Genomic DNA, 26,050 nt, shown 5'->3' with positions numbered 1-26,050 from the left:
TTTTTTGAGCTAAGTAGATAGGCATGAAAAAACTTAGCTATATTAAGATTTATGTACTGACTCCAAGCTCCTCCACACAGTTGATTTGAGGTAAATTTACATTTTTTTACATAGCGACAAATTTCAAAACTTACCTACTTAAACTACCTGCTTTTGTGAAAAACCTTACAGATTTTTATTTTATAGACTTATAGTCTTTTATTTTAAAAAAAATAATAAATTTTGTTAAGTAATTCTTGATAATATTAGGATATTAGACCATGTCAATTGTCCGTGAGCCTCCGGAAGATAAACTGCGTCTATCATGTCCCGTAGCAAAACATTACCAGCCATCCTTAACATCTAGCTTGAAATACCTATGCCAAATATTTTTTTTCATTCCTTATTCAAGGCCAGGTATATTTACGGTCACTAGAGAAAATCTACTAACTTAAAAATTATTTATCTCATCAAAATTACTAAACATAAAATTTGGAGTAACAAATATTCTCTGGCCACAGTTAATCAGCAATAGCTATCCAAGATAAAGCATTGAACTTATTTTTTTTGCCATGAAAAATTTAAGCATTTAGTATTTAGCTATCAACTATCAGCTATCAGCCAGAAGGAGAATTAGCCTCTAAGAAGAATTAAAAGTCCAACAGGAAATAGATGTTAAGCTCAACTTCATCTTTTTTGCGCAGCTAGAGCAGGCAAAAGTGCTCAAGCTGACTGCTAAAGTTCTGAATTATTACTGAAAAATTAACTCATAATTTATGTACACCGACTAATATTTTTTTTAATCTGACTTAGACAAAAACCCTATATTAAATAGGAAGTTTCAGTATAGTCGTGAAAAAAACTATTGGAATTAAGCAACAAGTACCAACCGGCAGAGGTAACAGTGTCATAGTTTTTATCTATTTTTATATTTTTCGTGAGTTATTTCTGATAGCTATACGTACTTAAAACGGAAATATATATAGCTTTTACTACTTTAACGTGTTACTCTTTTTGCCATTACAATAAATGCATATTATTCCAAGTTTTTAAACCACCTTTGCTGAAAGGGTGAATATGATCAGCCCTAAATTCTTTAAAACCCTTAGAACTTAGAAATAACTTTTGGCAAATCTGACAAATATACCCTTCCAATTTTGAATTAAAATTTCATCTGAAATAAGCTTTTTTCCAACTCATAGAAAAATTTATTGCCTGGGAATTACATAGCTATAAACCTTCAGGAATTTCTCTCATAAAAATTCTACTTGTTAAAAATATTTCTGACAATTTCAACTGTGGCATCGCACTGTTTAAATTGCCCGCTTTTTTCAATCCATAGCCCCTTTTGTTCTGGATAATTATCACCATCTAATAATTCTTTACCAACCTTTCTAGAACTTCTAATAAAATTTCCGGTAACATTCCATTGTTCGTCAGATAATTCTGTTGGTGATATATCTAACTCAACTGCTCCAGCAATAAACAAAGCTAACTGTTTATATTTATTAACGCTAATTCCTAGTAATTTTCTAGTTAAAATCACCTCTATCCATTCCGCAAATTTTGTAAAGTAGTGATTTTGAATTTTATGGAAAGATGAAACTAATGGTATTTCATTTTGATTTAAGTCTTGATGTTTAAGTTATGCGCAGTAAATATCTAAAGCATTCTCTGTTGACCCTCCAAATCTAATTTTAAGATGAGTTGGATTCTGCAATAAATCTTTAAGCTTTTGTCTATCAAGACAAACTAGATACCATAAAAACATCAAAGAAGGTGCTTGACCTTTGGATATCTTTTGTTCTTTCCACCATTCGTACCACTTTTCTCTAGCATTAGTAAAATTCTACTAAGGGTTAGATAGCTCTTTTTTTTTCAGCCATTTCAACTATTCTTTGAAATGGCTTCTTATTATCTTCATCATCTTCACTATCCTCATCATTGAAAGTAGTAGTATTTTTGTGAATACCTACTAATCTAATCAAAGTAACTGATTTTGATTTACTATAGTAAGCTAACCTAATATCTTGACCAGAAAGAGGTGTACCACCTTCATTTATTCTTCTGAATATTTCCAGTTTTGTTTCTAGTTTTAAGTCTTTAGGAAGATAAATAATGGTCAGAGGATAATTCAAGAATATTTTTTGTAGTTTTTTATCTAAATCCTTAATTTTTTTACCACTGTATAAGATTGATAGAGGTGCTATATAAGAAACCTTATGACTAGCACTCATAATTAAATCATTTTTATAAAATTTCCAGATAGTGCTAAGACGTTGTTGACCGTCGACTACCTCATCATTCAAGTCTTCACCTTCACAAAAAAAAGAAAGCTGGTATGGTGAGATTGTTTAGTAAAGATTCTATAAATAGAGATTGTTTACGATCATCCCATTGTTCAGAGTCTCTTTGATAACCAGGAATATATACCTCTTTATCATCCAATTTCCCCACAATAGTTCTTATACTTTCATTTTGAGCTTTTGTCGCATCTTGTACTAGAGGCGAGAAAGAATTTGTCATGTTACCTATAACTTAATATTAATAATTGAGGCAATCATTGTATCTTTGTAATAATATTTTTCTAGAATAACACAGCAAAATTAACAACAACTTGCAAATTTTTTCATTTAAATAATTACAAATATAGCACTATAATTTTTAGCAAATATATTTAGTAACTATTAAACCCAAAACGAGATGAAAGATAGAATTAATATTAGTTCTGCTGTTGAGGGACTCTATGATACCTTTCCATTTCCTCCAGACCCTTTGACAGATGAAGCGCCTCCTGGATACAACTGGCGTTGGAGTTGGCCAGTAGCTTATAGTTTTTGCACTGGTCAAAAACCGAAAAAACAAGATATTAGAATTTTAGATGCAGGTTGTGGTACAGGTTCTAGTACAGATTATTTGGTTCACCTTAACCCTCAAGCTTCTGTAGTAGGAATTGATTTAAGTAGTGGTGCTTTACGGGTGGCAAAGGAAAGGTGTAGTCGTTCCGGAGCTTCCCGCGTTGATTTTCATCATCTCAGCATATATGATGTAGGTAGACTAGAGGGAGAGTTTAAGTTTATTAATTGTGTAGGGGTACTGCACCATTTACCAGATCCAATTCGAGGTATCCAAAATCTCGCTTTGAAGTTGGCCCCTGGTGGGATTATGCACATTTTTGTTTATGCAGAGTTGGGGCGCTGGGAAATTAGACTCATGCAGCAGGCGATCGCCATCCTTCAAGGTAATGAACGTGGCAACTACAAAGATGGAGTGAAAATCGGACGTCAACTTTTTGCTTCTTTACCAGAGAATAACCGTATTGTCAAGTATGAAAAAGAAAGATGGTCTTGGGAAAATAAAAAAGATGAGTGTTTTGCCGATATGTATGTTCATCCCCAGGAAATTCACTACAATATTGATACCTTGTTTGAGTTAATAGAAGCATCTGGTTTGGAGTTTCTGGGATTTTCCAATTGGGAATACTGGGACTTAGGGCGACTTCTGGGAAAATCTCCCGAATTGATAGAAAGAGCAATTGATTTGAATGATCAAGAACGTTATCGTTTGATTGAGTTATTAGACCCTCAAATTAGTCATTACGAGTTTTTTTTGGGAAGACCACCTCTACAAAAGGTTGATTGGTCTCATGATGAGTTGCTCAAGGCAGCAATACCTGAATTAAGTCCTTGTATCCAGGGATGGCCTAGTGAAAATATTTTTGATGGTGACTATAGATTAGTAAATTTGTCAAGGCCAGAATATGAATTTCTAGAAGCTTGTACTCAAGGAGTAAGCAACAAATCTCAGTCCACCGTAGGGGAGATATTAACAGATGTACCAGTAGGAGTAGAAACTGTGCGATCGCTTCAGTCCCGACTTTTAATTTTGCTAAGTCCTAACTCCGGTTATCACTAAACTCAGCAGTTAACTCTCCCCTTACCCCCTTAAAAGATATCTATGATGAGGAACTCCTAAAAACCTTTTCTAATAATAGTTCACTTTTAAGATGTCACAAATAGTTTACAACTTTAAATGTCAAATAATTTCCTGAAATTACTGTTTAATCAAAGTTTTGAGCATATACAATCTAACTTTTAAATTTTGAGTTTTGACTTTTGACTTTCGTGAAACGGTATTAGATAGGAGAGTAGGGGGCAAGGGAAGCCCAAAACTTAAACATTTATCCATAACTTTTCAACCTCACACTTTGATCAGGGGATTAGGGACTTTGCATTGAACAGACAAATTAATTATGATCAAGTTAGTAAAAAAGTTATTCTTTTTTTCTTAATTACTTAATAACTGAAGTCTTACCTAAGTACAGCATTAATGAATGGGAATTAGTTTGACTCATCAGGAAAAAAAGGTATTGTTAAATACATTTACTCTTTCAAAATATCTATTCAATGGTAAGTAAATAACTTATCTATAATGTCCACTTTTTATGTTAAGGAAGATATTGATAAAGCATAAGCTATTATTATGTGACTGCTTTATTCTTACTTGACTAGCTAGTGGTTACATTAATTCAAACTTATGTCAGCAGCAAAAAAGCGAGTTGATATACTTGAGCATAATCATAACGAATGAATAACTAGGGCATTCAAAACCCTTAAATTCCTAAATTGTCAACTAAGTTATGTTATGGTTCTCCTAGTCTCAGACTTATGACTAAAGAAGGATGCCTTATTACTTATGGATAGATATATATCAATTCAATATATGTTAGGTATGCTGGCTTCAACATGGTATGATGACTATTGGCATATAAAAAAAAGCCTACCACTTGTGATTAGTATCTAATTTTTTGTGAATACATCTGATACATCACCAGAATCAATAACTGTTGAAAGTAATACTTCAGAAGTTAGTGCTCTACCAGAAGAGCCAAATCCTTCAATGAAAGAGTATTACAAACTACAAGAGGAATTATATGTAATTACCCTTACAATTACAGGTATAATATTTATCTTTGTCTGGGTTTTTTACTCCTTAAACATAGCTCTAAACTATTTGATAGGAGCAACTACAAGTGTGGTTTACTTAAGAATGTTGGCTAAAGATGTTGAACGTATTGGTAGAGAAAAAGGAAGTCTGAGCAAAACAAGACTAGCTATACTTGTTGGGTTAATAATATTAGCAGCTCAGTTAAATGAGCTAAAAATTTTACCGATTTTCCTAGGATTTCTGACTTACAAAGCAGCCTTAATAATATATGTACTGCGAACATCACTTATGCCTAACTCATAAGTCTTATGAATATTAATTAATCCACACTTTGATATAAATCTGGAAGCCTGAGAACCAAAATGCTAGATGTTTTAAACACTATTAACTTTTTACCTCTGGCTGAGTTGGAGGTTGGCCAGCATTTTTACTGGGAGCTAGGTAGTTTCAAAATACATGGGCAAATTTTACTCACATCCTGGTTTGTAATTGCCTTGATACTTTTGGCTGCTTTTATATCCTCACTCAATGTGCAGCGAATTCCTAGTGGGATGCAAAATTTCATGGAGTCTGTCCTGGAGTTTATCCGCAGTCTGACAAAAGACCAGATAGGTGAAAAAGATTATCGCCCTTGGGTACCATTTATTGGTACGTTGTTCTTATTTATATTTGTGTCAAATTGGTCAGGAGCGTTAGTCCCTTGGAAAGTAATAGAACTACCTTCAGGAGAACTAGCGGCCCCCACAAGTGACATTAATACTACAGTGGCATTAGCACTACTGACTTCCATAGCATATTTTTATGCAGGTATCAGTAAAAAAGGCTTAGGATATTTTGCAGGTTATGCCGAGCCAGTACCTTTTATGGTTCCATTTAAAATCATAGAAGATTTTACTAAGCCTTTATCCCTGAGCTTCCGTTTATTTGGTAATATTCTCGCGGATGAATTGGTAGTAGGAGTACTAGTTCTGTTAGTACCTCTGTTTATCCCCCTACCACTAATGGTTTTGGGTCTATTCTTAAGTGCTATTCAGGCGCTAATTTTTGCTACCCTGGCTGCTAACTATATTGGAGAAGCCTTAGAAGAGCACGGCGCAGAAGATCACGATTAAGAGAATAAGTAGGTAGTAAAAAAACTTGCTAAAAAAAACTCAAAATCTGTTATTCTAAGCTCTTAGTGGGGTGAGCCGAGGAGTTAAGGCTCGCAAATAATTCCTGTGCCTAAAGGCCGGGAAGGATGTCAACATTATGTAGTTGATTGCACTACAGTGTAATCAATATATTTATAATCGTCAAGTTCATACTTCAAAGGAAAGAAAATTATTATGGATCCATTGATTGCTGCTGCTTCTGTTGTTGCTGCTGCCTTAGCTGTAGGTTTAGGTGCTATTGGTCCTGGAATTGGTCAAGGAAATGCAGCAGGTCAAGCTGTAGAAGGTATTGCGCGTCAGCCAGAAGCAGAAGGAAAAATTCGAGGCACATTACTGTTGAGCTTGGCATTTATGGAAGCTTTAACAATTTACGGTCTAGTGGTATCACTGGTGTTACTATTTGCTAACCCCTTTGCATAAAAACCCTGATTTATAGAAAGTAGAGATTTTAGATTTTTAATTTAGGAGATTGAAAATCTAAAATCTTTAAATCAAAAACTATGGGAACCACCAAAAATTAGAGAAAATGATAAATTTGACAATTGTACTAGCTGTTGAAGAAGTAGCAGAAAAGGGTGGTTTGTTTGACATCAACGCAACTCTACCACTAATGGCAATTCAGTTTTTACTTCTGGCTTTTGTTTTGGACAAAATTTTTTATAAGCCTCTGGGTAAAGCTATAGATTCTCGTGCAGATTATATTCGCGAAAATCAAGTAAAAGCAAAAGAACGTTTGGCAAAGGCTAAACAATTAGCTGAACAATACGAGCAAGAGTTCGCACAAACCCGTCAGAAATCTCAGGTTGTTATTGTTGCGGCTCAAGCAGAAGCTGAAAAAATAGCAGCTACAAAAGTGGCTGTTGCTCAAAAAGAAGCACAAGTGAAAAGAGAACAAGCAGCTCAAGAAATAGAAAAGCAAAAGGAAGTAGCTTTGGAACAGTTAGAAGAACAGGTAGACTCTCTAAGTCGCCAAATTCTAGAAAAACTATTAGGACCAGAATTGGTCAGATAGCCAAAAAAAATCCAGGTTGAAGAGTTGAATGATTAGATAACTAAGCTCAACATCTAACAAGATAATTAAAGGCTGACTATCACAGAATATAATGGTAAATGTTTTATTACTAGCGACAGAAGCTAGTGCTGAAAAAGGTTTTGGTCTAAACCTGGATCTTTTAGATACAAACCTAATTAATTTAGGAATTCTAATTGCAGTTTTGCTGTATTTTGCTCCAGGCTTTATCGGGAAGATCCTGAGTGAAAGACGAGCTACTATTGAACAGGCAATAAAAGAAGCAGAACAGCGTCAACAAGAAGCAGCAACAGCATTAGCAGAGCAACAACAAAATTTGACCCAAGCTCAAGCAGAGGCAGAAAAAATTCTAGCTCTTGCTGAAACAAGGGCTCAGGAGGTTAAACAAAGAATTGAACTTCAGGCCGAACAAGATATTGAGCGGATGAAGACAGCTGCTAACCAAGAAATGGATTCTGAAAAAGATAAGGCTATTGCCCAACTGCGCTCAATTCTGGCATCTAAAGCATTGGCAAAAGTAGAATCTCAATTGCAAGAAACTTTAGATGAGAATGCCCAGCAACAATTAATAGATAGTAGCATAGGGCGATTAGGAGGTCAATTATGAGTGTAATAGCTGGTGAAATTGTAGAACCTTATGCAGCAGCTCTGATGTCCTTGGCTCAATCAAAAGACTTGACTGATAAATTTGCCGAAGATGTGCGGAGCCTGATTAATATTCTGGATGAATCCCCGGAATTTAAGCAATTTGTGGGAAATCCAGTTATTAAGCAAGAGGATAAAAAAGCAGTGGTAAAACGCATGCTGGGAGAACAGGTTGATCCCTTAATGCGTAATTTCTTAATGCTACTAATTGATAAAGGTCGGATTACTTTTCTAGAACAGATAGGGAAACAATACTTAGCACTATTGCGTGAACTCAATCAAACTGTTTTAGCAGAAGTGACCTCCACAGTAGAATTGAATGAAAACCAAAAAAATACAATCCGTGAACGAGTCAAATCAATGACTAGTGCAAGGGAAGTGGAAATAGAAACTAAAGTCGACCCAAGTATATTGGGTGGTGTCATTATCAAAATAGGTTCTCAGATAATTGACTCTAGTCTGCAAGGACAACTGCGTCGTATTGGCATCAGCCTCAAAACACTATAGCAGAAGTAAAAAGTCCGCCCTCTTTACCCCTAATTAAGGTAAATTTAGTAGGTGGGAATGGCAATTATCCATTAAGTTATTGCTGTGACTATATTTCAGAGGAGTAAGAATGTCCGAACTGCCCTGGCAACTGCTATATAATACCCGATAATTTTTTGTAAAAAGCTTGACAAAATAAAAATAAAATGGTATCAATTAGACCTGACGAAATTAGCCAAATTATTCGCGACCAGATAGAACAGTATGAGCAAGATGTAAAAGTATCTAATGTTGGTACTGTTCTTCAAGTAGGTGATGGTATTGCCCGTGTTTATGGGTTAGACAAAGTAATGGCTGGAGAACTGGTAGAGTTCGCAGATGGTACTGTAGGTATTGCCCAAAACCTAGAAGAGGATAATGTAGGTGCAGTATTAATGGGTGAAGGCAGAGAAATCCAAGAAGGCTCTGCTGTAACCGCTACAGGTAGAATTGCCCAGGTGCCAGTAGGAGACGCGTTGGTTGGCCGGGTGGTTGATGGCCTTGGTCGTCCAATTGACGGTAAAGGAGAGATGAAAACTACTGATAGTCGTCTACTGGAATCACCAGCTCCAGGAATTATCGATCGCCGTTCTGTTTATGAACCTATGCAAACAGGTATTACTGCGATTGATTCTATGATTCCTATTGGTAGGGGTCAACGAGAACTGATTATCGGTGATAGACAAACAGGTAAAACAGCGATCGCCATTGATACTATTATTAACCAAAAAGGTGAAGATGTTATCTGTGTATATGTAGCTATTGGTCAAAAAGCTTCTACAGTAGCTCAGGTAGTAGGTACTCTAGAAGAAAAAGGCGCACTAGATTATACGGTGATAGTAGCAGCTAACGCTAGTGATCCAGCAACTCTACAATATTTAGCTCCTTATACTGGTGCTACTATTGCCGAATACTTCATGTACAAAGGCAAAGCAACTTTGGTAATCTACGATGACCTTTCCAAGCAAGCTCAAGCTTATCGTCAGGTATCTTTGCTATTACGTCGCCCACCAGGTCGGGAAGCATATCCAGGAGATGTGTTTTATCTCCACTCCCGTCTTCTAGAAAGAGCTGCTAAACTCAATGACAAACTTGGTGGAGGTAGTATGACTGCTCTACCAATTATTGAAACTCAAGCAGGTGACGTTTCAGCTTACATCCCTACTAACGTAATTTCCATTACTGATGGTCAAATATTCCTGTCTAGTGACTTATTTAATGCAGGTTTCCGGCCGGCGGTGAATGCTGGTATTTCTGTATCTAGGGTTGGTTCTGCGGCTCAAACTAAAGCTATCAAAAAAGTTGCTGGTAAAATTAAGTTAGAGCTAGCTCAGTTTGCTGAATTAGAAGCATTCTCCCAGTTTGCTTCTGACCTGGATAAGGCTACTCAAAACCAACTGGCACGGGGTCAGCGTTTGCGGGAGATTTTGAAGCAACCTCAAAATTCACCTAGGTCACTTCCTGAGCAGGTAGCAGCAATTTATTCTGGTATTAATGGTTACTTAGATGATATTCCTCTGGAAAAAGCGGCTAAGTTTATTGCTGGTTTACTAGATTACTTAAACAATAGTAAGCCTAAGTTTGGTGAAATCATTAAAACAGAAAAGGTACTTACTGATGAAGCACAAACTCTCTTAAAAGAGGGGATCACTGAGTATAAGCAGACATTCTTGGTATCAGCTTAGTATGTTGCTTTGAGATATCAAGGGTTAGTGGTTAGTTGTTAATGATCAAGAACAATTAGCCACTAATCATTAATGGACTTATGGACCTAAACAAGCAACCAGTTATTAAAGTGTTGGAGTATGTAGCTGGGAAACAAAGAAAGGGAGTGATCAAGGTAGAATCTAAAGGGACGTTTCAATATTATTGGGAATGTCTAAATAGAGTTCTTAAAGGCTAATCAAAATGTTTAGCTCCACGAGATGAAAGGTGTTTATGACCTAAACCTAGTCAAGAGCTAGACAATGCTATAATTCATTTACCAATCTAGCTTCTCTCCTGGGATGAGACTTGATAGTTAAATAAAAACTAACTATACTTATTTAAACTTACAAATACATAGGAATATTGTAGCTGTATGGGTAATGAGCGAAAACTATATATGAATAAGTAGCTTGAGCTTCCTTGCGTTTTAAAGCCTGGTCTTGAAGATAAGTTGAAGACTGGGATCAATGGGCATAAGGGTGAAATACCGAAGCTAGTTTCAAAGCTTATGCAATTACGCTTATATAAGTTGGGGTAAGGTTAGTAGAATGGAATTGGGTTAATTAACTATTGTTGGTTGACTGATATTTATTGATATAAGCTTGTATATATTGATACAGTAATACTAATCAAGTTGTATAAATGCTAAAATCTGATAAATAGAGTAACTTGTGGTGTAAAACCAGGCCACTAATTAACCGACTTCCTGATTAAGTGACTATTCGCATGTTTAAAAGTTTTGTTTAGCTTATAATCAAGGTGATGTAAGTGTTTAAAAGGGTCTAAAAAGGGTCTACAGTTTTTCTTGTAGATATTGGGAGATACCCCCAAAGCCAATTGCTCTTGCTGTGCATTGTTAGCAAATGTTAGCACTCATCGTTTAGGGTGGCTAGGGTTGTTATCAATAGAGATATTACCTCACCTCAAAACTGCTCTGAATGTATATCTATCTATTAATTAAGATAAGAATGCAAGTATAAGGAGCGATAAATTCGGTTAGCTTGACCGTCAATACCTTAAAAATAGAATTCCTGATGTCGATAGTAACCGTAAAAGCAGAAAATAAACATTAAAATATTACTTATTTTGACGTTTTATATAGGTTTTATGAAGCAGTATCTCAATAAAGTAAAATATAGTTGACTGATAAGAAAAAGTCAAGGATTTTCTTTCTTATTTCTTATTTCTTCCTTCTTAAAAAACAATGCCTAATTTAAAAGCTATTCGCGATCGCATTAAGTCGATCAAAAACACGAAAAAAATTACAGAAGCAATGCGTCTAGTGGCAGCAGCTAAAGTGCGTCGTGCCCAAGAACAAGTAATTGGTACAAGACCTTTTGCTGACCGCCTTGCTCAAGTTTTATATGGGTTGGCTGAACGTTTACAGTTTGAAAGTTTAGACCTACCTCTACTCCAAAAAAGAGAAGCTAAAACAGTCGGGTTATTAGTAATTTCTGGAAATCGTGGTCTGTGTGGTAGTTATAATACTAATGTTATTAAACGTGCAGAAATGAGGGCTCGTGAGCTGACACAACAAGGAATTAACTGCCAATATGTGTTAATTGGACGGAAAGCTATTCAATATTTTCAACGTAGAGAAGTTCCAATTTTAAATACTTATGATAACCCTGAAAAAATTCCTACGGCAGATAATGCTTCAGTAGTTGCTGATGAAATTCTGGCGGGTTTTATGGCAGGTTCAATAGATAGGGTAGAGTTAATTTTTACTAGGTTTATTTCCCTAATTAGCTCTAAACCTGTAATTCAAACTCTGTTACCTCTAGATCCTCAAGGTTTGGAAGTTAAGGATGATGAAATTTTTCGTTTAACTTCCAAAGGTGGTGAGTTTGAAGTATCGCGAGAAACTGTTTCTGCAGCTGTTAAAAGTTTTCCCCGCGACATGATTTTTGAGCAAGATCCAATTCAAATTTTAGATGCTTTGTTGCCATTATTTTTAACTAACCAGTTATTGAGAGCGTGGCAAGAATCATCTGCTAGCGAGTTGGCATCTCGGATGACCGCAATGAGTAATGCTAGCGATAATGCTAGTGAATTAGCTGGTACATTAACTTTGGCCTATAATAAGGCTCGGCAAGCTGCTATTACTCAAGAAATTCTTGAGGTTGTAGGTGGTGCTAATGCTCTGTAGCCATCAATAATATTATGTCCGGTTGAAATGAAATCTAGTGGTAGGGCAAATTCGCGAAGAATAGATATTTCGTGAACTAAAGCCCTACTACAAACAAAAATTTTTTTATAACTTATGCTTCGGACATCATATAGAACTTCTGCAGGTATCTTTAAAAAAATTAAGCGATATAGCTACTGCACTTAACTCATATGAGCTAATCTCTTAAGCATCAGTCGCATCAAACAAAGATTAATTTTAGCAGTAGCATTGTTGGTGGGTTAGAATCAATTTTTTTGGTCAAGCTTTTACACCTCTTTATCCAGGAATAGGCATTTACCTATCTCTTGGTTTAATAATTCGCGATCGCTAATCCTTATAACTTTGGACTTAAAAGATACCTGAAGGGGTTCTATAACGATTAATATTTTAAATGCAGAGGGACTTGATTAAGCATATCTCTTGATGAGTTTTTGTATAAGACTACTCACCACTTGAAAACTAAAATCTAGTTGACTTTCTTGAGCTTTTTTTGATTCAAATATGTTTCAATATTTTTTTTCTGAGATTATCGAAAATAAGCTTTTATTTTAGTTAAAAATTTGGATTTTTAATAACTGATAATAATTTAACTTTGACCAAATTACTTAGTTCTTGCTTTGACTCTAGCGATCGCGAAGCGTAGCAACAGCTGTATTACCCATAACACATTATTTTATCGATTTACTCGTTACTGTTAGTGTACCTCACTATCCTCGAAAATACTGTAATTGCAGTGAACGCTATTTTTCAGGATTTACTTGTGCTTTATAATGATACCTAATTTAGCTAAACTTGAGGGTTTATGTCTAGAAAATTGGTCAAAATTATAAGTATTAACAATAATAACTTTCAGGTAATTCAGATAGTTTTTCAATTTTTACATCATCATTGAGATTCCAATAAGTATCAAAACTATTTTCTCATAACCAGCTAAGTATCAAAACTATTTTCTCATAAACAGCGATCGTGACTAACAAATCTCAGTACCTTGAAATTCATTCAGTTAATGCTCTAATTCTCCTGCGGAAATAATATTAAGATTATCAGTAGGTTCTATCTAATAATAATAAGGTAGCTTCTGAGGATTCAATGGTGGCTAGTTATAAACGAGGTTGTTGTCCACCTGAAAGATACTCAAACTTTACATTATATCTTGCAGCTAAACCATAACGAGCTAATAAAGGCATCGCTTGTTCCATTGGGATTTTATTATAAGCTAATATTTCTACTGGAGTTTTACCCCAAAAATTAGGGTGATCGTGTAGCTGATTAAAGTAACCTATTGAACACGAGCCCCTAAAGTAAAAGTAACTGTATAGTTAACACTTGTATCTCCAGCAATAAATCTGATTAAAGGGCTTTTTTCTATACTATTTCACCAATAAACGCAATGCGATCTCCTAATCTTACTTCAGCAGTAAAAGGTTGAATTAATCCCATAATACTTAGGTGTTGAAAAGTCATAACTTTCTTGTCAAAAGATTTTAAAGATAAGCAAAATTCTACTGCTTTATTAATATCAATACGAATTTATGTATTTTATTTTTCAAAGCGTTTTAATCTTTTTTAAACTAATAATACTTGCTTTTTCCTACTTTTAGATGATGCAGCCTATCGTTAATTGAAGTAAGACTATAAATTTTAGCTATGTGAAGCCAAAAATTAAGGATATGTCAAAAAAAATAGAATCAAATTTTATCATGCGATAGTAAAATTTTCCGTTGCAATACAAAGAAAAATTTGGCAAATAATTCATAAATCTACTTCATTGATTAACAATTATCTGACTATAAACTAGCTAAAAAAACTGACTCCATATTAAAAAAATATAGCATTTAATATTGGAAGATTATTTTCCTTAATTTGAGCGTATATTTTTTGTGTTTTTAGAGAAAAGTTGGCATGATTATATGCAATTTTATATAAATAAATTCTTATTTATCGTAATATTTTAATCCTTCTTATTTAGCTTAATATTTTTACTTATTTAAAATTTATATTGAATATAATATTTAAATATACTATCTGTATTGACTTGCAATATATTAGCTTCTTTTAATAGCTTAAAAAAAACATTAATTTTATCGAAATTCCACAAATATTATGACAATTTTTTACCGGATTTATATATGATATATATCCAAAATTAAAAAAAATTAACAGCAAATATACCCAAAGCTAAAATATTCATTTTATAATCATTTCAACCTAAATATTCAGACCATTTAATAGCGTTTAAACAAGCAAGAAATTCCTCTACCGCTTGATGAAGCAAACAACGTTTATTATTATTAAATAGCCAAGTTCTAGCAAAATATCCTCTGTTATATCCTTCTGCGTGTAATATGGCTAAAAGTTCAGCTTCAATATTAATAAAATTAAAGTCAATTCTTCGTAATTAAACAATAAAATTTGATCCTATTCTTAGAGAATTTTTAAAATTGTTTTTAAGTAAAGTTAAATTGAGGACTAATCTTTGATCAAAACGTTCAATCTTTTTGTTAGGATTTTTATAACCAACTTGAAAAATAGCAAAATCATCAGGGTTATAAGAATTATCAACATTTTGAGATAAATTTGATTCTTTAAACCGAGAAACACCTATAGTTTCAATAAACATTAATGGCTTTAGTTCTTGTTTACACATTAATATCGGATCTTCACAAACTTTTACACTCCCTTGCTCAAACCTAGAATGAACATCCATAAGTGCAGACGATGACCAATTACCCAAGCATAACATTTTTGATTATTAATTTTTATAGGAGCTAACCATGCACTAATATCTGAGTGAGTCAGTGATAAATTAGATAAGTATTCATTTATAAATGATACATCACCTTTGATTGATAGAAATCTCCAAAAATGCTTATCTTCGAACATCAGTGCAAGGGGCAAGAGAATCTTTTCTTGAGATGTTCAATGTATAGTTAATTTTGTTCAGCTACTTACCACTAAAGGCAACTATGGGGGGGTATGCCCCTAAAAGTTTGCCCCAGGGAATTAGGCAACACCACATTTTTATCCAAGACACCAAACAATAAGCTATCGTAGTAAAAAAGTCCTCAGTATATTAGTAGATATCTTAAGCAATGAAAAAATTTCTGTTTGTCTGCTTATTCTTAATTGGGCTTGGTTGGGCCTTATCTAACTTCTCTGGTTTGGCCAATAAAGGAGTCTACGACTCAATTGTCTTAGACTTCCGTGAAGATATCGGAATTACTAAAATTTTCGATCAAATCAGGACAATTTCTGATGAGTACCAAGTCGCACCTCGCCTAAATAGTGAATTTTCAATATCAGATAATGTATATATTGTCAAGGGTAATCGCCAACTCCTCAAAAACCTCAAAAGTTCTCTAGGCAAATATACTGAATACATAGAACCAAACTATATTTACAATACCGATGCCATTATCTTGGATAGTGGTGATGGCGTTCCTAACGATCCCATGTATGGGAAACAATGGAACCTGCGTAGCATCAATGTCGAATCTGCCTGGAATGAAACCCAAGGCGACGGAATAACTGTAGCAGTAATTGATACAGGTGTTTCCAAAGTTCCCGACCTGGAAAAAACAAAATTTGTACCCGGGTACGATTTTGTTAATGATCGCACATTAGCTACTGATGACAACGGTCATGGTACTCATGTTGCAGGCACTATTGCCCAAGCTACTAACAATAATTATGGTGTAGCAGGTATCGCCTACGAAGCTAGCATCATGCCCCTAAAAGTCTTATCTGCTAGTGGAGGTGGTACAGTTTCCGATATTGCCGAGTCTATAAAATTCGCTGCTGATAATGGTGCAGACATTATTAATATGAGTCTAGGTGGTGGCGGTGAAAGCCAAATCATGAAAGAAGCAATTAATTATGCTCATAATAAAGGTGTAGTTATCATTGCTGCAGTAGGCAACGCTAACCAAAATTCAGCCAGCTACCCCGCTCGTTATCCTCATGTTATTGGTGTCTCCGCCACTGACGCTTCTGGAGAAAAAGCTCCATACTCCAATTTCGGTGCAGGGGTTGATATTTCTGCTCCTGGCGGTTCCACTAAAGATAAAAATGAAGCTGGCGGTATCCTGCAAGAAACCATTAACCCAGAAAATGGCAACAGTGTATTTGCCTCCTTCCAAGGAACAAGTATGGCATCTCCCCACGTTGCAGGAGTGGTAGCATTAATCAAATCTAGTGGAATTCAAGACCCAGAGGAAATTACCAACATTCTCAAAAAATCTGCTAGAACTGTTAAAGAAGACCCCCTCAACCATTTTGGTGCAGGTCAGTTAGATGCAGCAGCAGCAGTCAAATTGGCACTTAAAGGTCAAATAACTTTCCGCGACTTCTTCCGGTGGTTATATGATAATGGTTATCTCAATCCTGGTTTTTGGCTTGATGGTGGCGCCATAGCATTGTTGCCTAAGTTAGGAATGGTTTTAGGATCTTATATATTAGCTTGGTTGCTGCGGAATTATTTTCCTTTCAGTTGGAGTTTTCCCTTACATACTGGATTAGTTGTAGGTAGCAGTGGGTTATTTTTCTTGCGTGGTTTCTATGTTTTTGATTTGCCCCAATGGCCAATGCGTTTAATGGGTAGTTCTTTACCCGAACTTGGTGGAGCTATTCAAGGTAGTGGTATTTTGAATCCCATTTTTGCTAGTGTATTGATTCCAGCGTTATTAATTCTGTTGTTATTAGGTCATCAGCAATGGAAGTGGGTAGCGATCGGTACTACTATCGGTGTTGCTAGCTGTTTAATTGTGAGTGCAGTTGTCGATCCTGCAGTTTGGGGATTAGGTACTGGTATAACAGCTCAAATTTTCCTAGTTGTGAATGCCCTGTTATGCTTAGGTTTAGCACGTTTGGCAATTAGAACAGAGGAAAAGTTAGCATGAATATCACAGTGAGTGGTTCGGTAGAAAAACAAGGATTTGGTACTGGTACTTGGGCGTTAGTGACTGATGGTGAAACTTATGAATTAAAGGATGCTCCTACGGATCTATGTAAGTCTGACCAGAAGGCAAGAGTTTCAGGTATAGTGCGAGATGATGTAATGACGATAGCAATGATTGGTCCTGTATTGGAAGTTCAATCTTTTGAATTATTATCATAGGGTTTAGAGGTCAGCTATCACCTCAAAAAAACCTTGAGCTTTGAAAATTTTAGTTTTCTTATTGGATCATGATTTACACAAAACCGACGGAATTAATATCATTTATTGGGACAAAAGGAAGACATCTCAAACCCTGACTTTTCTTAAAATTTATGAGTCGTGATCATGTTTAGATAATTAGTTATAATAGAGTTATTATTTGTAGTTTACTTTAGTTCTAAGACAAGTATTTAAGGGCTAAAGCAAAACTAGTAACTTAATTATAATTGTTATATCGAACATGAGACTAACTCAGGACTTACTGAAAAATTGGGTTGAAAGCCTCGCCCTTCTAGGGCGATTTTTTAGTTGTTTTTTTAGTAGTCCTGCATAATAAAGATCAAGGTCTTTGTTGCATTAAAGTTGCGATATAACTGCCGAGTTATCTTCCTCCTCTCAAAGGAAAAACCCTTTGTTACTCTAAGTCAGAAATATGGCCAGATTTGGTTCTGGACATTGCATAGGGGAACCTTGAATTGGGTATTCTAATACCAATTTCCTAAAGTCCGACTACACATAATGCTTCAAGAATAAAATCATATCCTGTACAAGAAGCAATATCTTTTTGACTAAATCCAGTTAATATATTTCTCAGGATTCTGCGTAAGAAATCTAAGGAATCGAAAACTCGATTTTTCAAGAATTTTTTCACCTCTTTCCACAGTCTTTCAATGGGATTAACTTCGGGACAATAAGGAGGTTGAAATAATAAAATGATGTGATCAGGGATAGATAAATCATTCCCTAGATGCCCTCGCCCGTTATCTAGTTGAATAATATGAATCTCTTCAGGATATGTTTGAGAAAAAAGCTCTAAAAATCTTTCAACGCAAGGAGTATCTAGATGACTAAATTCATAAAAAAAGGAATCTCCTGTTTTTGGTTCTACTAAACCATAAAGCCATAGATATTTAAATAGCCATTGATATAAACCAATGGGCTTAACACCGCAAGCAGTAATGACTTTACCTGTTATAGTTTTTAATCCAATTCTAGTCTCGTCTTGACACCAATAGCGAATTGGCAGTTGATTTTCCGAATATTTATTAATTAACTTAATTTTCTCTTCTAGTTGAGATGAGAGTTTTTTTTAAAGTTTTCTTGAGCTTCTTTATTTTGTTTTATGTGATTTGGACGTGGAACTTTTAATTTACTTTTTAATTTATATCTGACTAATTGATGAACTGTTCGATAAGACAGCTCGATGTCAAAACAAGTCGTTAACCACTGTTGAATTTCACCATAGCTTTGGAAACCTTCCGGGTTTTGCAATTCTGCTTCTAATTTCTCGATTACATTTGGTGGAATTGAACTTGGCCTCCCTCCTAGATTTTTCTTTGGTTCTAGTAAAAGATTCAGTCCACCTGTACGATATTTCCCTAACCATTTTTGTACTGTGACTCGATTGCGTCCTAACATTATCGCAATTTCTTTTACTGTTTCTACTGTTTGAGTTTTCAACCAGTAAATAGTTTGAAGTCTTTCCTTTTCTTGAGCTGTACTCGCACTTTTTAAAAGTTTTTTGAGAGTTTCTACCGATTCATTTATCTCAATTTTTACTACTCCTGACATGGGGACATTTTCTATAATAGGTTACTTCTAAAAGTGTAGCTTAAGTTTATGAAATTAGTATAATCTCTTGTAATTCATCCTCTATTTCAGCAACACCAGACTTTTGCCTTTAGCCACAGGAGAAGTCAATTTTTTTTATCCCACATTCCGTACTTCAATTTGTAACATAAAAACTCGTATAAAATCCGTAGCTTGGTTAAACTAAATCATTGAATCCTATTGACGACTATAATTTTCTTCAAATTGGGGTGACTTTTCCCCTTGGGAAATAATAAAAAGGGGAGGCCTAAATGCATGATTTTTGACTTATATATTTTATAGGATAAAATGTAGTATAAAATATAATTTTTTTAGTACTAGGCATTTAAGGCTGGGAAATTTATAAATACTGTTTGCTCCACATAAGGGACAAAAAACTCAGTCAAAGATTATTTTTGACTTTTGTAAAGTTTATATTGACTTTTGACTTGCCCTTAGAGTTATAACCCAAATCAGCAGCAACTCTATGAGCACAAGCAAAACCAGAAAATGCTACAGCATTTAAACCTTGACCAGGAAATGTACTATCTCCAACACAATATAAACCAGGTATTGCAGTACGATTAAATGGCATTCCTAATAAACCTTTTAATTTACGTTGAGGAATAGGTCCATAAGTTCCATCTGCACGATTTAAAAATCTTTGATGCGATCGCGCAGTGCCAACTTCCACATAGTCTAAACCTGCATCTAAACCGGGAAAAATATTTTCTAATCTCTCAATAACTCGCCCTGCTGCTGCCTCTTTTTTAGCTTCATATTCCTTTATACTTAGTCCTTGCCAATCTTTTATATAACTAGGTGTAAAAGTATGAACTATATGATATCCTTTTGGCGCCAAACTTGGGTCTAATAATGTAGGAATAGAAACAAAAATTGTACCTTCTACTGCTTCCATTTTTTCCCAATTTTCTAAGAGAATATGATGACATTCTGTACCCTGGGGAAATACAGTTGCTTCGACTCCTAAATGCAAGCTTAAAAAACTTGGTGATTTTTGATAATTACTCCGCCATTTCATCTCACTTGGGGGCATATTTTTCTCAGGGACTAACTTGCCAAAAGTATCCCATCTTGTAGCATTAGAAATAATTCGTTTACCTCGATAAATTTCACCATTAGTTAATTCCACTCCTACCGCTTTTTTGTTTTCGATAATAATTTTTTTTACACGGGCTTGATATTTAATTTTTCCTCCATTTTTCTCCAAACCTTCCACTAATTTCTGGGAAATTTTTCCCACCCCACCTTTGGGATAATTAATACCACCATAATGTCGGTCAGAAAATACCATACCAGCATTAATCATTGGAGTTAAGTTGGCCGGAACTACTGACCAACAATAACATTCCATATCAATAAATTTTAATAACTTAGAATCATTAATATATCGACGTGCAACATCACCAACATTTTGAGGCAAATACTTCAATAGCCCTAAACAAGAACCAGGATTTTGAAAAAATGATTTGGAAAGATATCGCAGTTCTTCTAAAGATAATAATTCCATTGAATTGAGACAATTAAATACTGCCCAACATTCATCATAAAATTGTCTAATTCCTTTCTTTTCATGGGGAAATATTTTAGTTAATTCTTCTATAAACTTCTCATAGTGTTGGTAAACTTTTAATTCTAAATTATCTGGTAAATGATAATGTATTTGTACCGGGTCAGGAATTGTTTCTAGGCTCACATTGACAGCATCTAAAGCACGAGTAAGTAAATTTGTTGTACCTTTCTTGCCAAAACCAAATATCATTGATGCACCAACATCAAATGTGTATCCTTCTCTTTCAAAGTAACCAGAACTACCACCAGGAATAATATAGCTTTCTAAGACTATAACTTTTGCTCCTTTAGCTACAAGTTGAGTGGCTGTAACTAAGCCACCAATGCCAGAGCCAATTATAACTGCATCATATTCAGGTATTGCTGATAATTTATCAGTTAATGAGGTAGATTGCTTAGAGACTGTCATAGTAAAACCTTTGATACTTTTCTTGATTTTAGTCTAGTGGTTATAATAGTGTTTAATTTGAAGTGTAAACTTGGTTAAGTATTAACTAATAATTAAAAAACTCATGTTAGTTAAACTCAATAGTAAAATACTAAAATTTGCCATAATCCACCAATACTTAACTCTTAATTATACCTTAAGATTTATTAAATTTATCAATACTTTCACTTTCTTTAATTTTAACCTATTCTTTTGTGTGAGATAATCAACATTGATTGTTATTATTATTAGGCACTCCTGTAACCAGAGAGATAGGCTTAAAAAGCTAACATTCTAATTAACTCAGGACTTACCCACCCAACAAAAAACTGGATTTATTGCTCTATATTGACTTTTTGTTCAACTCAGAAAGTTTTGTAGATTAAGTTTCTACATAAGTCCTAAAACTAATTTTTTTTACTTTTGTAATCATGGCTTTGCAACTTCGTGTTTATGTCCCACCCCATCCATTAGTCAAACATTGGTTAGGAGTAGCTCGTGACCTTAATACGCCTTCTCCTCTATTTCGTTCTGCCATAACAGAGTTAGGTAAATGGTTAACTTATGAAGCAATTCGAGATTGGTTACCTGTCGTAGAAACAAATGTACAGACTCCTTTAGCTGAATGTTCGGCTACTTTTGTCCATCCTCAAGCTCCCATGGTAGTAATACCTATCCTCCGAGCCGGTCTAGGATTACTAGAAGGCGCTCAAACTGTCTTGCCCTTGGCATCTATCTATCATTTGGGAATGGTCAGGAATGAAGAAACTCTCGAAGCTAATTGTTATTTCAATAAGCTTCCCTCCCAATTTGACTCGAATGTTCGGGTTTTGATTTGCGACCCAATGTTAGCTACTGGTGGCACAATTATGCAGGCAATGGCGGAATTAACTCATCGTGGAGTTGACCCTGCTGCTATAAGAATTATTTCTGTAGTAGCTGCTAAACCTGCTCTACAAAAACTGGGTAGCACTTATCCTAGCTTGGCTATCTATACGGCAACTATTGATGAGATTGTAAATGATGTTGGTTATATTGTGCCGGGCCTTGGTGATGCGGGGGATCGATTTTTTGGTACTTAGTGATTGGCCACTAAGACTTACCTAATCTTAATTAAATTTTGACATTAAATTTCATAATCTGTTATTCTAGATATATAAACATGTAATATAAGTAATTAGCTATTTGCTAAATATGAGTAATAAAGATAGTTTTGTGAGTGGTTTAATTGCGGGGGCAGCATTTGGTAGCTTGGCTGGTGGATTATTAGGAATTTTAATTGGAACAAGTATATCTGATGATCCTGAATTAGTAGAAAATCTATTAGATAGTCAAGATACAGAAAAACAAAAATCAATAACAGAATTAGACAGTACAGAAGTAGCTCATCAGAGTTTAGAAGCTCAAATAGCACAGTTGAATCAAGCAATTGATGAAGTGCGTCAACAAATAGACAATGTTAATGGAAATTTGATAAATACTGATCGATCGCTCTGAAGAAATTTCCACTAAATATCTAATAAATATCTAAATTTTAGAATATATAAAATTGTTCGTAATATACTGATTTTATAGCCATCTAAAGCGAAAAATCATTTGAATTGAATTATTTGATATTTTTAATATATCTATATGTATAGACTTTATATTAAATCCAGTATTTCTAGTATAGATAAAATATATTCCATTTTAGGAAAGTATTAAGTGTCTTACCATACTGATATTCGTATAGTATAAACAAAATTTATTATAACACTCCGAATCAAGCATATTCTATATCAGAGCTTAATACACCTATTTAACTATTACTGATTTGCTGATATTTATTGATATAAATTTATATATGCTGATATAGCTAGGGTTATCAAACTTAATTAATTGTGGTATAATTATACTATTAGGGGTACTTTTGTAGTATGAAATAATTTACTAAGCATTAAGTAACCGAATTGAATTAATACTCTCTGTTGCCCAATCACCTGGCCAACTAATTAAACTTCTGTCTGTGAGCGCCGATCCAACAAGGCGATGTAAGTACTTAAAAGCGTCTACAGGTTTTCTAAATTAGGTATTGGGAGATACTACCAATGCAAGGTATATCTTACTGTGAATTGTTAACAATTGTTAGTACTCATAGTATTGGTAAAGCTATGCTAATATCTATTGTATAATTATGTATTTGTAGTTTCACGAAAAATAAAAATACTTATGAGTGCTTCCATAGGAATATTAGTCGGGACGTTAACAACATTTATAAACATCTATTTGGTTCTGATGTTCATTCGGATTTTGTTAAGTTGGTTCCCTAATGTTAACTGGTATGATCCACCATTTTCTGTATTGAGTCAGTTGACAGACCCTTATCTAAATGTATTTCGTTCTGTTATTCCACCCTTGGGAGGTATTGACTTTTCTCCAATAATTGCTATATTTGCTCTCCAATTTGGAGCTCAATTTTTAACTGGATTACTTAATAGCTTGATTTTGCCAGTTTATTAATATCTACAATCTTTCATGAGAAAAAACTTTGGGGCAGATGATCAAAAGGTATTTATTCCTATAATTCTATCTGCCTTTAATCATTAAAATCCATCAAATTCTTCAATAGTTTGATCCCAACGAGCTTTACTAGGAAAACCAGATGATTTAAACTGCTTAAGTTTCAAGGGAGTAGGTAGATTTGCTGGTACTGAAACTCTAATTTCAAAATCGGTAGTACTAAGTGCAGGCACTTCTTCAATTGCTCCAAGTCTGGTACGATTTTGCATGACGTTATTGTTGTTAGCGTCATAGATACGGCCATAAACATCAGCATCATACACAGTTTTATTAGAAGTATTTTTGGCTTTCCCACTAATAATAAAACAATTAGCTGCCAGACTAGAACCACTGGTAATTGCCCCTTTTCCTATTTCTGTAGGGCAATCTTTATAGTTTAGATCGGAAACTTTAAGTTGAATTAATGCCCACGCAGGGCTACTCCACAACCAAATAGCTATTGTAATTAAGCCGGAGATAATAATATTAGGCAGGAATCGCGATCGCATATCATTAATTAATATTTAGACTGAGCATAATAATTTTAGCTTATATCAAAAAACTTAGCTATATTAGTGGACAAAAACATGATTTTGCTAGCCTTTCTTCAAAGGAATATGAATCACGCTTTGCTTCAGATATAATATTATAGCATTATAAAAAAGTGTTAGGATTTTGATAAAATTAAAATTCTTTAGAGGTAATAAGTGTTTACTAAATACTATGGCTGTTTGTTTAACATTTTTTGTATAGTCCTGTAATGCTAAAGTTATAAATATTAATTTTTAGTATATGTGTATGCATTATTATTTGATTTCCCTCTGAGAAAAAACCTAACCTGAATAATTTTTTCAGGAATTGTACCGCTCATACCATCAGTAGAGAGCGCATATAAACTTAGATATAGCGATCGCACTAGTTACTCAATGGTGCTATATCAATATCACTATACTCATTATAGTTATTAGCAATTAAGAAAAAAATGGCTAAAACCCTTATAGTTTAGCTTTATGGTATTTGTTTGATGCCTGATATCTTGAAAGTCTTATATAGTAAACTTTCTATCATTTGAATTTTTTCTATACCGGATTATTATAACACCTGATTACGAAATTTGTCAAGAGAAAAAGAGTTTAGCATGATTCGTAGCTATCGGGAAACACTATAAAATAAGGGGGAAGTTAATGAAATGTACGCACCCTACAAGAGCAACTGTGGGGAGCAAAGTCTGGAGCAGTGGGTGAAATATTAGGGTGGAAGAAGCGTTGAGGCTAGTACCTGAGTTCAGTAAGCTGTTTGGCGTATATAATAAAAATCAGGAAATCTATAGTGTGTATTGTCTCTTGTTAAAAATTAAATTTCAAGGGTTTTGATTAAAATATCAGGAATATTAGAGCATTTGGCGGGGATGGTAAATTACAGTTAAACACTAATCTCTCTTTGCTCTAAGTCTAAAGTCATCAAGTTTTTTTTACTTTACGCCCCTCTGAAACTGGTATAAATAGAAATTTATATGTCCACTTATAGTTTTTTTGAACCAGTCCTAATTATTTATTTAATCCTAAATGTTTATGCAAAGAATAGCGCATAACATCCACTGGTACAGACTGTTGTAACCATAGTTCTAAGGCAGCAGCTCCTTGTTGAACTAACATTTCTAAACCGTCAATAGCGATCGCTCCCCTCTCCTGAGCTTGCTGAAGAAACTTAGTAGGGTTAGGAATATAAATTAAGTCATAGACGATCGCCCCTGGCGACAATTTGTCAAAAACCTTCTCATCTACTGGAGACTCCTGAATGTTTGGGTACATTCCTATAGGAGTTGTGTTAACTAACAAATCTGCCTGTGAAATTAAGCTTGACAGTTTATCCCATTTATGTATTTTCAAACTTATGGCTAGAGGAGAATTAAGCCAACTTTGCTGAAAAGCAGTTAATTTTTCTATTGACCGACCAATAATATGAATTTCTGCAAAACCTAACTGAATGCAACCCGCAACAACTGCACGAGAAGCACCACCGTTACCTAAAATTACTGCTACTTTTTGATGCATATCCCAACGATAGGTTTGTAGTGGGGCCAGAAATCCTGCCACATCTGTATTTGTCCCCGTCCATCCTTGATGTGTTCTATGAGAATGTGTTTTATAAACAGTATTAACTGCTCCCACCGCCTGAGCGATATCGGAAACTTCTGATAATAGTGGCATTATTGTTTGTTTATGAGGGATAGTAATATTAAAACCCTGAACGCCAATAGCAGAAAATCCCGTAATAGCTGCGTTTAAATTTTCTGGTTTAATAGGGAAAGGTAGATATATATAATCAATTAAATTTTGTTGAGCTTGTTGAGCATTTATTGCTTGAATTGCAGCATTGTGCATTAAAGGAGACAGAGAATGTTCAAGAGGATAACCAATGACTCCTAATAATTTTGTTTTACTTGTAATCATTTGCGAAAATAAATTTAAACTGGTATTTGCTATATTTTAGTATATTTGTTGATATTTTGAAAATTCAAAAAAACTATAGCGCTAGAGTAAAACAATTCTGAGCATAATTACAATTGGCACTATGAATTAACACTACTAAT

The 26,050-nt window shown here is 34.5% G+C and carries 24 protein-coding genes; 14 read left to right on the top strand and 10 right to left on the bottom strand.

What is annotated here, in order from left to right:
- Window positions 1-999: 999 nt before the first annotated feature.
- The 4 genes from TERY_RS27820 to TERY_RS10470 all read right to left on the bottom strand — a co-directional run bounded on the left by TERY_RS27820 (window position 1,000) and on the right by TERY_RS10470 (window position 2,505).
- The gene (locus TERY_RS27820; protein WP_081432432.1) at window positions 1,000-1,134 is read right to left on the bottom strand and encodes an HNH endonuclease; all 135 of its coding nucleotides are present in this window, start codon (window positions 1,132-1,134) and stop codon (window positions 1,000-1,002) included.
- 109 nt (window positions 1,135-1,243) lie between these two features.
- On the bottom strand, window positions 1,244-1,525 hold the full coding sequence (locus tag TERY_RS10480) for a hypothetical protein (protein ID WP_011611806.1): 282 nt from the start codon (window positions 1,523-1,525) through the stop codon (window positions 1,244-1,246).
- A 313-nt stretch (window positions 1,526-1,838) separates the two neighbouring features.
- A complete protein-coding gene (locus TERY_RS10475; RefSeq protein ID WP_011611805.1) occupies window positions 1,839-2,288 on the bottom strand; it encodes a GmrSD restriction endonuclease domain-containing protein in 450 nt (149 codons plus the stop codon).
- A 10-nt stretch (window positions 2,289-2,298) separates the two neighbouring features.
- The gene (locus TERY_RS10470) at window positions 2,299-2,505 is read right to left on the bottom strand and encodes a hypothetical protein (protein ID WP_044136701.1); all 207 of its coding nucleotides are present in this window, start codon (window positions 2,503-2,505) and stop codon (window positions 2,299-2,301) included.
- A 177-nt stretch (window positions 2,506-2,682) separates the two neighbouring features.
- On the opposite strand from TERY_RS10470, the gene TERY_RS10465 reads away from it, so the two are divergent.
- From TERY_RS10465 to TERY_RS10425, 9 genes are all read left to right on the top strand, one after another.
- Window positions 2,683-3,894, top strand: coding sequence for a methyltransferase (locus TERY_RS10465; protein ID WP_011611804.1), 1,212 nt, complete (start codon window positions 2,683-2,685; stop codon window positions 3,892-3,894).
- A gap of 894 nt (window positions 3,895-4,788) precedes the next feature.
- Entirely contained in the window at window positions 4,789-5,229 is a 441-nt protein-coding gene (locus TERY_RS10460; protein ID WP_011611803.1) for an ATP synthase subunit I, read from the top strand.
- Between the two features lie 59 nt (window positions 5,230-5,288).
- Window positions 5,289-6,038, top strand: a complete 750-nt coding sequence (gene atpB / locus TERY_RS10455; RefSeq protein ID WP_011611802.1) for a F0F1 ATP synthase subunit A — start codon at window positions 5,289-5,291, stop codon at window positions 6,036-6,038.
- Window positions 6,039-6,251: 213 nt separating this feature from the next.
- Window positions 6,252-6,497, top strand: coding sequence for an ATP synthase F0 subunit C (atpE, locus tag TERY_RS10450; RefSeq protein WP_011611801.1), 246 nt, complete (start codon window positions 6,252-6,254; stop codon window positions 6,495-6,497).
- A 106-nt stretch (window positions 6,498-6,603) separates the two neighbouring features.
- A complete protein-coding gene (locus TERY_RS10445) occupies window positions 6,604-7,089 on the top strand; it encodes a F0F1 ATP synthase subunit B' (RefSeq protein ID WP_011611800.1) in 486 nt (161 codons plus the stop codon).
- 91 nt (window positions 7,090-7,180) lie between these two features.
- Window positions 7,181-7,714: a F0F1 ATP synthase subunit B gene (locus tag TERY_RS10440; RefSeq protein WP_011611799.1), complete on the top strand. Its 534-nt coding sequence runs from the start codon at window positions 7,181-7,183 to the stop codon at window positions 7,712-7,714.
- Window positions 7,711-8,259, top strand: coding sequence for an ATP synthase F1 subunit delta (atpH, locus tag TERY_RS10435; protein WP_011611798.1), 549 nt, complete (start codon window positions 7,711-7,713; stop codon window positions 8,257-8,259). The genes TERY_RS10440 and atpH overlap by 4 nt, the downstream gene beginning before the upstream one ends.
- A gap of 185 nt (window positions 8,260-8,444) precedes the next feature.
- Window positions 8,445-9,962 carry a F0F1 ATP synthase subunit alpha gene (atpA, locus tag TERY_RS10430; protein WP_011611797.1) on the top strand — a complete coding sequence of 506 codons (1,518 nt, stop codon included), beginning with the start codon at window positions 8,445-8,447 and terminating at the stop codon, window positions 9,960-9,962.
- Between the two features lie 1,226 nt (window positions 9,963-11,188).
- On the top strand, window positions 11,189-12,133 hold the full coding sequence (locus TERY_RS10425) for a F0F1 ATP synthase subunit gamma (RefSeq protein ID WP_011611796.1): 945 nt from the start codon (window positions 11,189-11,191) through the stop codon (window positions 12,131-12,133).
- Window positions 12,134-14,552: 2,419 nt separating this feature from the next.
- On the opposite strand, the gene TERY_RS10420 is transcribed toward TERY_RS10425, so the two are convergent.
- Window positions 14,553-14,888, bottom strand: coding sequence for a hypothetical protein (locus TERY_RS10420; RefSeq protein WP_155994391.1), 336 nt, complete (start codon window positions 14,886-14,888; stop codon window positions 14,553-14,555).
- Window positions 14,889-15,246: 358 nt separating this feature from the next.
- Here TERY_RS10420 and TERY_RS10410 point away from each other — a divergent pair, with 358 nt between their 5' ends.
- Together TERY_RS10410 and TERY_RS10405 are read left to right on the top strand one after the other, a co-directional pair.
- On the top strand, window positions 15,247-17,052 hold the full coding sequence (locus TERY_RS10410; protein ID WP_011611794.1) for a DUF5942 domain-containing protein: 1,806 nt from the start codon (window positions 15,247-15,249) through the stop codon (window positions 17,050-17,052).
- Entirely contained in the window at window positions 17,049-17,270 is a 222-nt protein-coding gene (locus TERY_RS10405; RefSeq protein ID WP_011611793.1) for a hypothetical protein, read from the top strand. Before TERY_RS10410 ends, TERY_RS10405 begins: the two co-directional genes overlap by 4 nt.
- Window positions 17,271-17,808: 538 nt before the next feature.
- Here the strand turns inward: TERY_RS10405 and TERY_RS27815 are convergent.
- The 3 genes from TERY_RS27815 to crtH all read right to left on the bottom strand — a co-directional run bounded on the left by TERY_RS27815 (window position 17,809) and on the right by crtH (window position 20,901).
- Window positions 17,809-18,369 carry an IS630 family transposase gene (locus tag TERY_RS27815; RefSeq protein WP_155994678.1) on the bottom strand — a complete coding sequence of 187 codons (561 nt, stop codon included), beginning with the start codon at window positions 18,367-18,369 and terminating at the stop codon, window positions 17,809-17,811.
- Between the two features lie 8 nt (window positions 18,370-18,377).
- Window positions 18,378-18,881 carry a helix-turn-helix domain-containing protein gene (locus TERY_RS10400; protein WP_011609939.1) on the bottom strand — a complete coding sequence of 168 codons (504 nt, stop codon included), beginning with the start codon at window positions 18,879-18,881 and terminating at the stop codon, window positions 18,378-18,380.
- Window positions 18,882-19,302: 421 nt separating this feature from the next.
- Complete coding sequence (gene crtH / locus TERY_RS10395) at window positions 19,303-20,901, bottom strand: carotenoid isomerase (RefSeq protein WP_011611792.1); 1,599 nt, start codon at window positions 20,899-20,901, stop codon at window positions 19,303-19,305.
- Between the two features lie 449 nt (window positions 20,902-21,350).
- Here crtH and upp point away from each other — a divergent pair, with 449 nt between their 5' ends.
- From upp to TERY_RS10380, 3 genes are all read left to right on the top strand, one after another.
- Complete coding sequence (gene upp / locus TERY_RS10390) at window positions 21,351-22,001, top strand: uracil phosphoribosyltransferase (RefSeq protein WP_011611791.1); 651 nt, start codon at window positions 21,351-21,353, stop codon at window positions 21,999-22,001.
- A gap of 112 nt (window positions 22,002-22,113) precedes the next feature.
- Window positions 22,114-22,416: a hypothetical protein gene (locus TERY_RS10385; RefSeq protein WP_011611790.1), complete on the top strand. Its 303-nt coding sequence runs from the start codon at window positions 22,114-22,116 to the stop codon at window positions 22,414-22,416.
- Between the two features lie 711 nt (window positions 22,417-23,127).
- Window positions 23,128-23,418: a YggT family protein gene (locus TERY_RS10380; RefSeq protein ID WP_011611789.1), complete on the top strand. Its 291-nt coding sequence runs from the start codon at window positions 23,128-23,130 to the stop codon at window positions 23,416-23,418.
- Between the two features lie 83 nt (window positions 23,419-23,501).
- Here the strand turns inward: TERY_RS10380 and TERY_RS10375 are convergent, their stop codons facing one another.
- Window positions 23,502-23,966, bottom strand: a complete 465-nt coding sequence (locus tag TERY_RS10375; protein WP_011611788.1) for an FxLYD domain-containing protein — start codon at window positions 23,964-23,966, stop codon at window positions 23,502-23,504.
- 1,038 nt (window positions 23,967-25,004) lie between these two features.
- Window positions 25,005-25,910 (bottom strand): shikimate dehydrogenase, encoded by a 906-nt coding sequence (locus TERY_RS10370; RefSeq protein ID WP_011611787.1) that lies wholly within the window; start codon window positions 25,908-25,910, stop codon window positions 25,005-25,007.
- Window positions 25,911-26,050 lie beyond the last annotated feature (140 nt).

The organism is Trichodesmium erythraeum IMS101, assembly GCF_000014265.1.
Classification (GTDB): domain Bacteria; phylum Cyanobacteriota; class Cyanobacteriia; order Cyanobacteriales; family Microcoleaceae; genus Trichodesmium; species Trichodesmium erythraeum.
This window is presented reverse-complemented; position numbering and strand designations above follow the sequence as displayed.

Coding starts and splice junctions, on each gene's coding strand:
- TERY_RS10470 (WP_044136701.1), bottom strand. CDS start 2,505: ATGACAAATTCTTTCTCGCCTCTAGTACAAGATGCGACAAAAGCTCAA.
- TERY_RS10465 (WP_011611804.1), top strand. CDS start 2,683: ATGAAAGATAGAATTAATATTAGTTCTGCTGTTGAGGGACTCTATGAT.
- atpB (WP_011611802.1), top strand. CDS start 5,289: ATGCTAGATGTTTTAAACACTATTAACTTTTTACCTCTGGCTGAGTTG.
- atpE (WP_011611801.1), top strand. CDS start 6,252: ATGGATCCATTGATTGCTGCTGCTTCTGTTGTTGCTGCTGCCTTAGCT.
- TERY_RS10445 (WP_011611800.1), top strand. CDS start 6,604: ATGATAAATTTGACAATTGTACTAGCTGTTGAAGAAGTAGCAGAAAAG.
- TERY_RS10440 (WP_011611799.1), top strand. CDS start 7,181: ATGGTAAATGTTTTATTACTAGCGACAGAAGCTAGTGCTGAAAAAGGT.
- atpH (WP_011611798.1), top strand. CDS start 7,711: ATGAGTGTAATAGCTGGTGAAATTGTAGAACCTTATGCAGCAGCTCTG.
- atpA (WP_011611797.1), top strand. CDS start 8,445: ATGGTATCAATTAGACCTGACGAAATTAGCCAAATTATTCGCGACCAG.
- TERY_RS10425 (WP_011611796.1), top strand. CDS start 11,189: ATGCCTAATTTAAAAGCTATTCGCGATCGCATTAAGTCGATCAAAAAC.
- TERY_RS10410 (WP_011611794.1), top strand. CDS start 15,247: ATGAAAAAATTTCTGTTTGTCTGCTTATTCTTAATTGGGCTTGGTTGG.
- TERY_RS10405 (WP_011611793.1), top strand. CDS start 17,049: ATGAATATCACAGTGAGTGGTTCGGTAGAAAAACAAGGATTTGGTACT.
- TERY_RS10400 (WP_011609939.1), bottom strand. CDS start 18,881: ATGTCAGGAGTAGTAAAAATTGAGATAAATGAATCGGTAGAAACTCTC.
- crtH (WP_011611792.1), bottom strand. CDS start 20,901: ATGACAGTCTCTAAGCAATCTACCTCATTAACTGATAAATTATCAGCA.
- upp (WP_011611791.1), top strand. CDS start 21,351: ATGGCTTTGCAACTTCGTGTTTATGTCCCACCCCATCCATTAGTCAAA.
- TERY_RS10385 (WP_011611790.1), top strand. CDS start 22,114: ATGAGTAATAAAGATAGTTTTGTGAGTGGTTTAATTGCGGGGGCAGCA.
- TERY_RS10380 (WP_011611789.1), top strand. CDS start 23,128: ATGAGTGCTTCCATAGGAATATTAGTCGGGACGTTAACAACATTTATA.
- TERY_RS10375 (WP_011611788.1), bottom strand. CDS start 23,966: ATGCGATCGCGATTCCTGCCTAATATTATTATCTCCGGCTTAATTACA.
- TERY_RS10370 (WP_011611787.1), bottom strand. CDS start 25,910: ATGATTACAAGTAAAACAAAATTATTAGGAGTCATTGGTTATCCTCTT.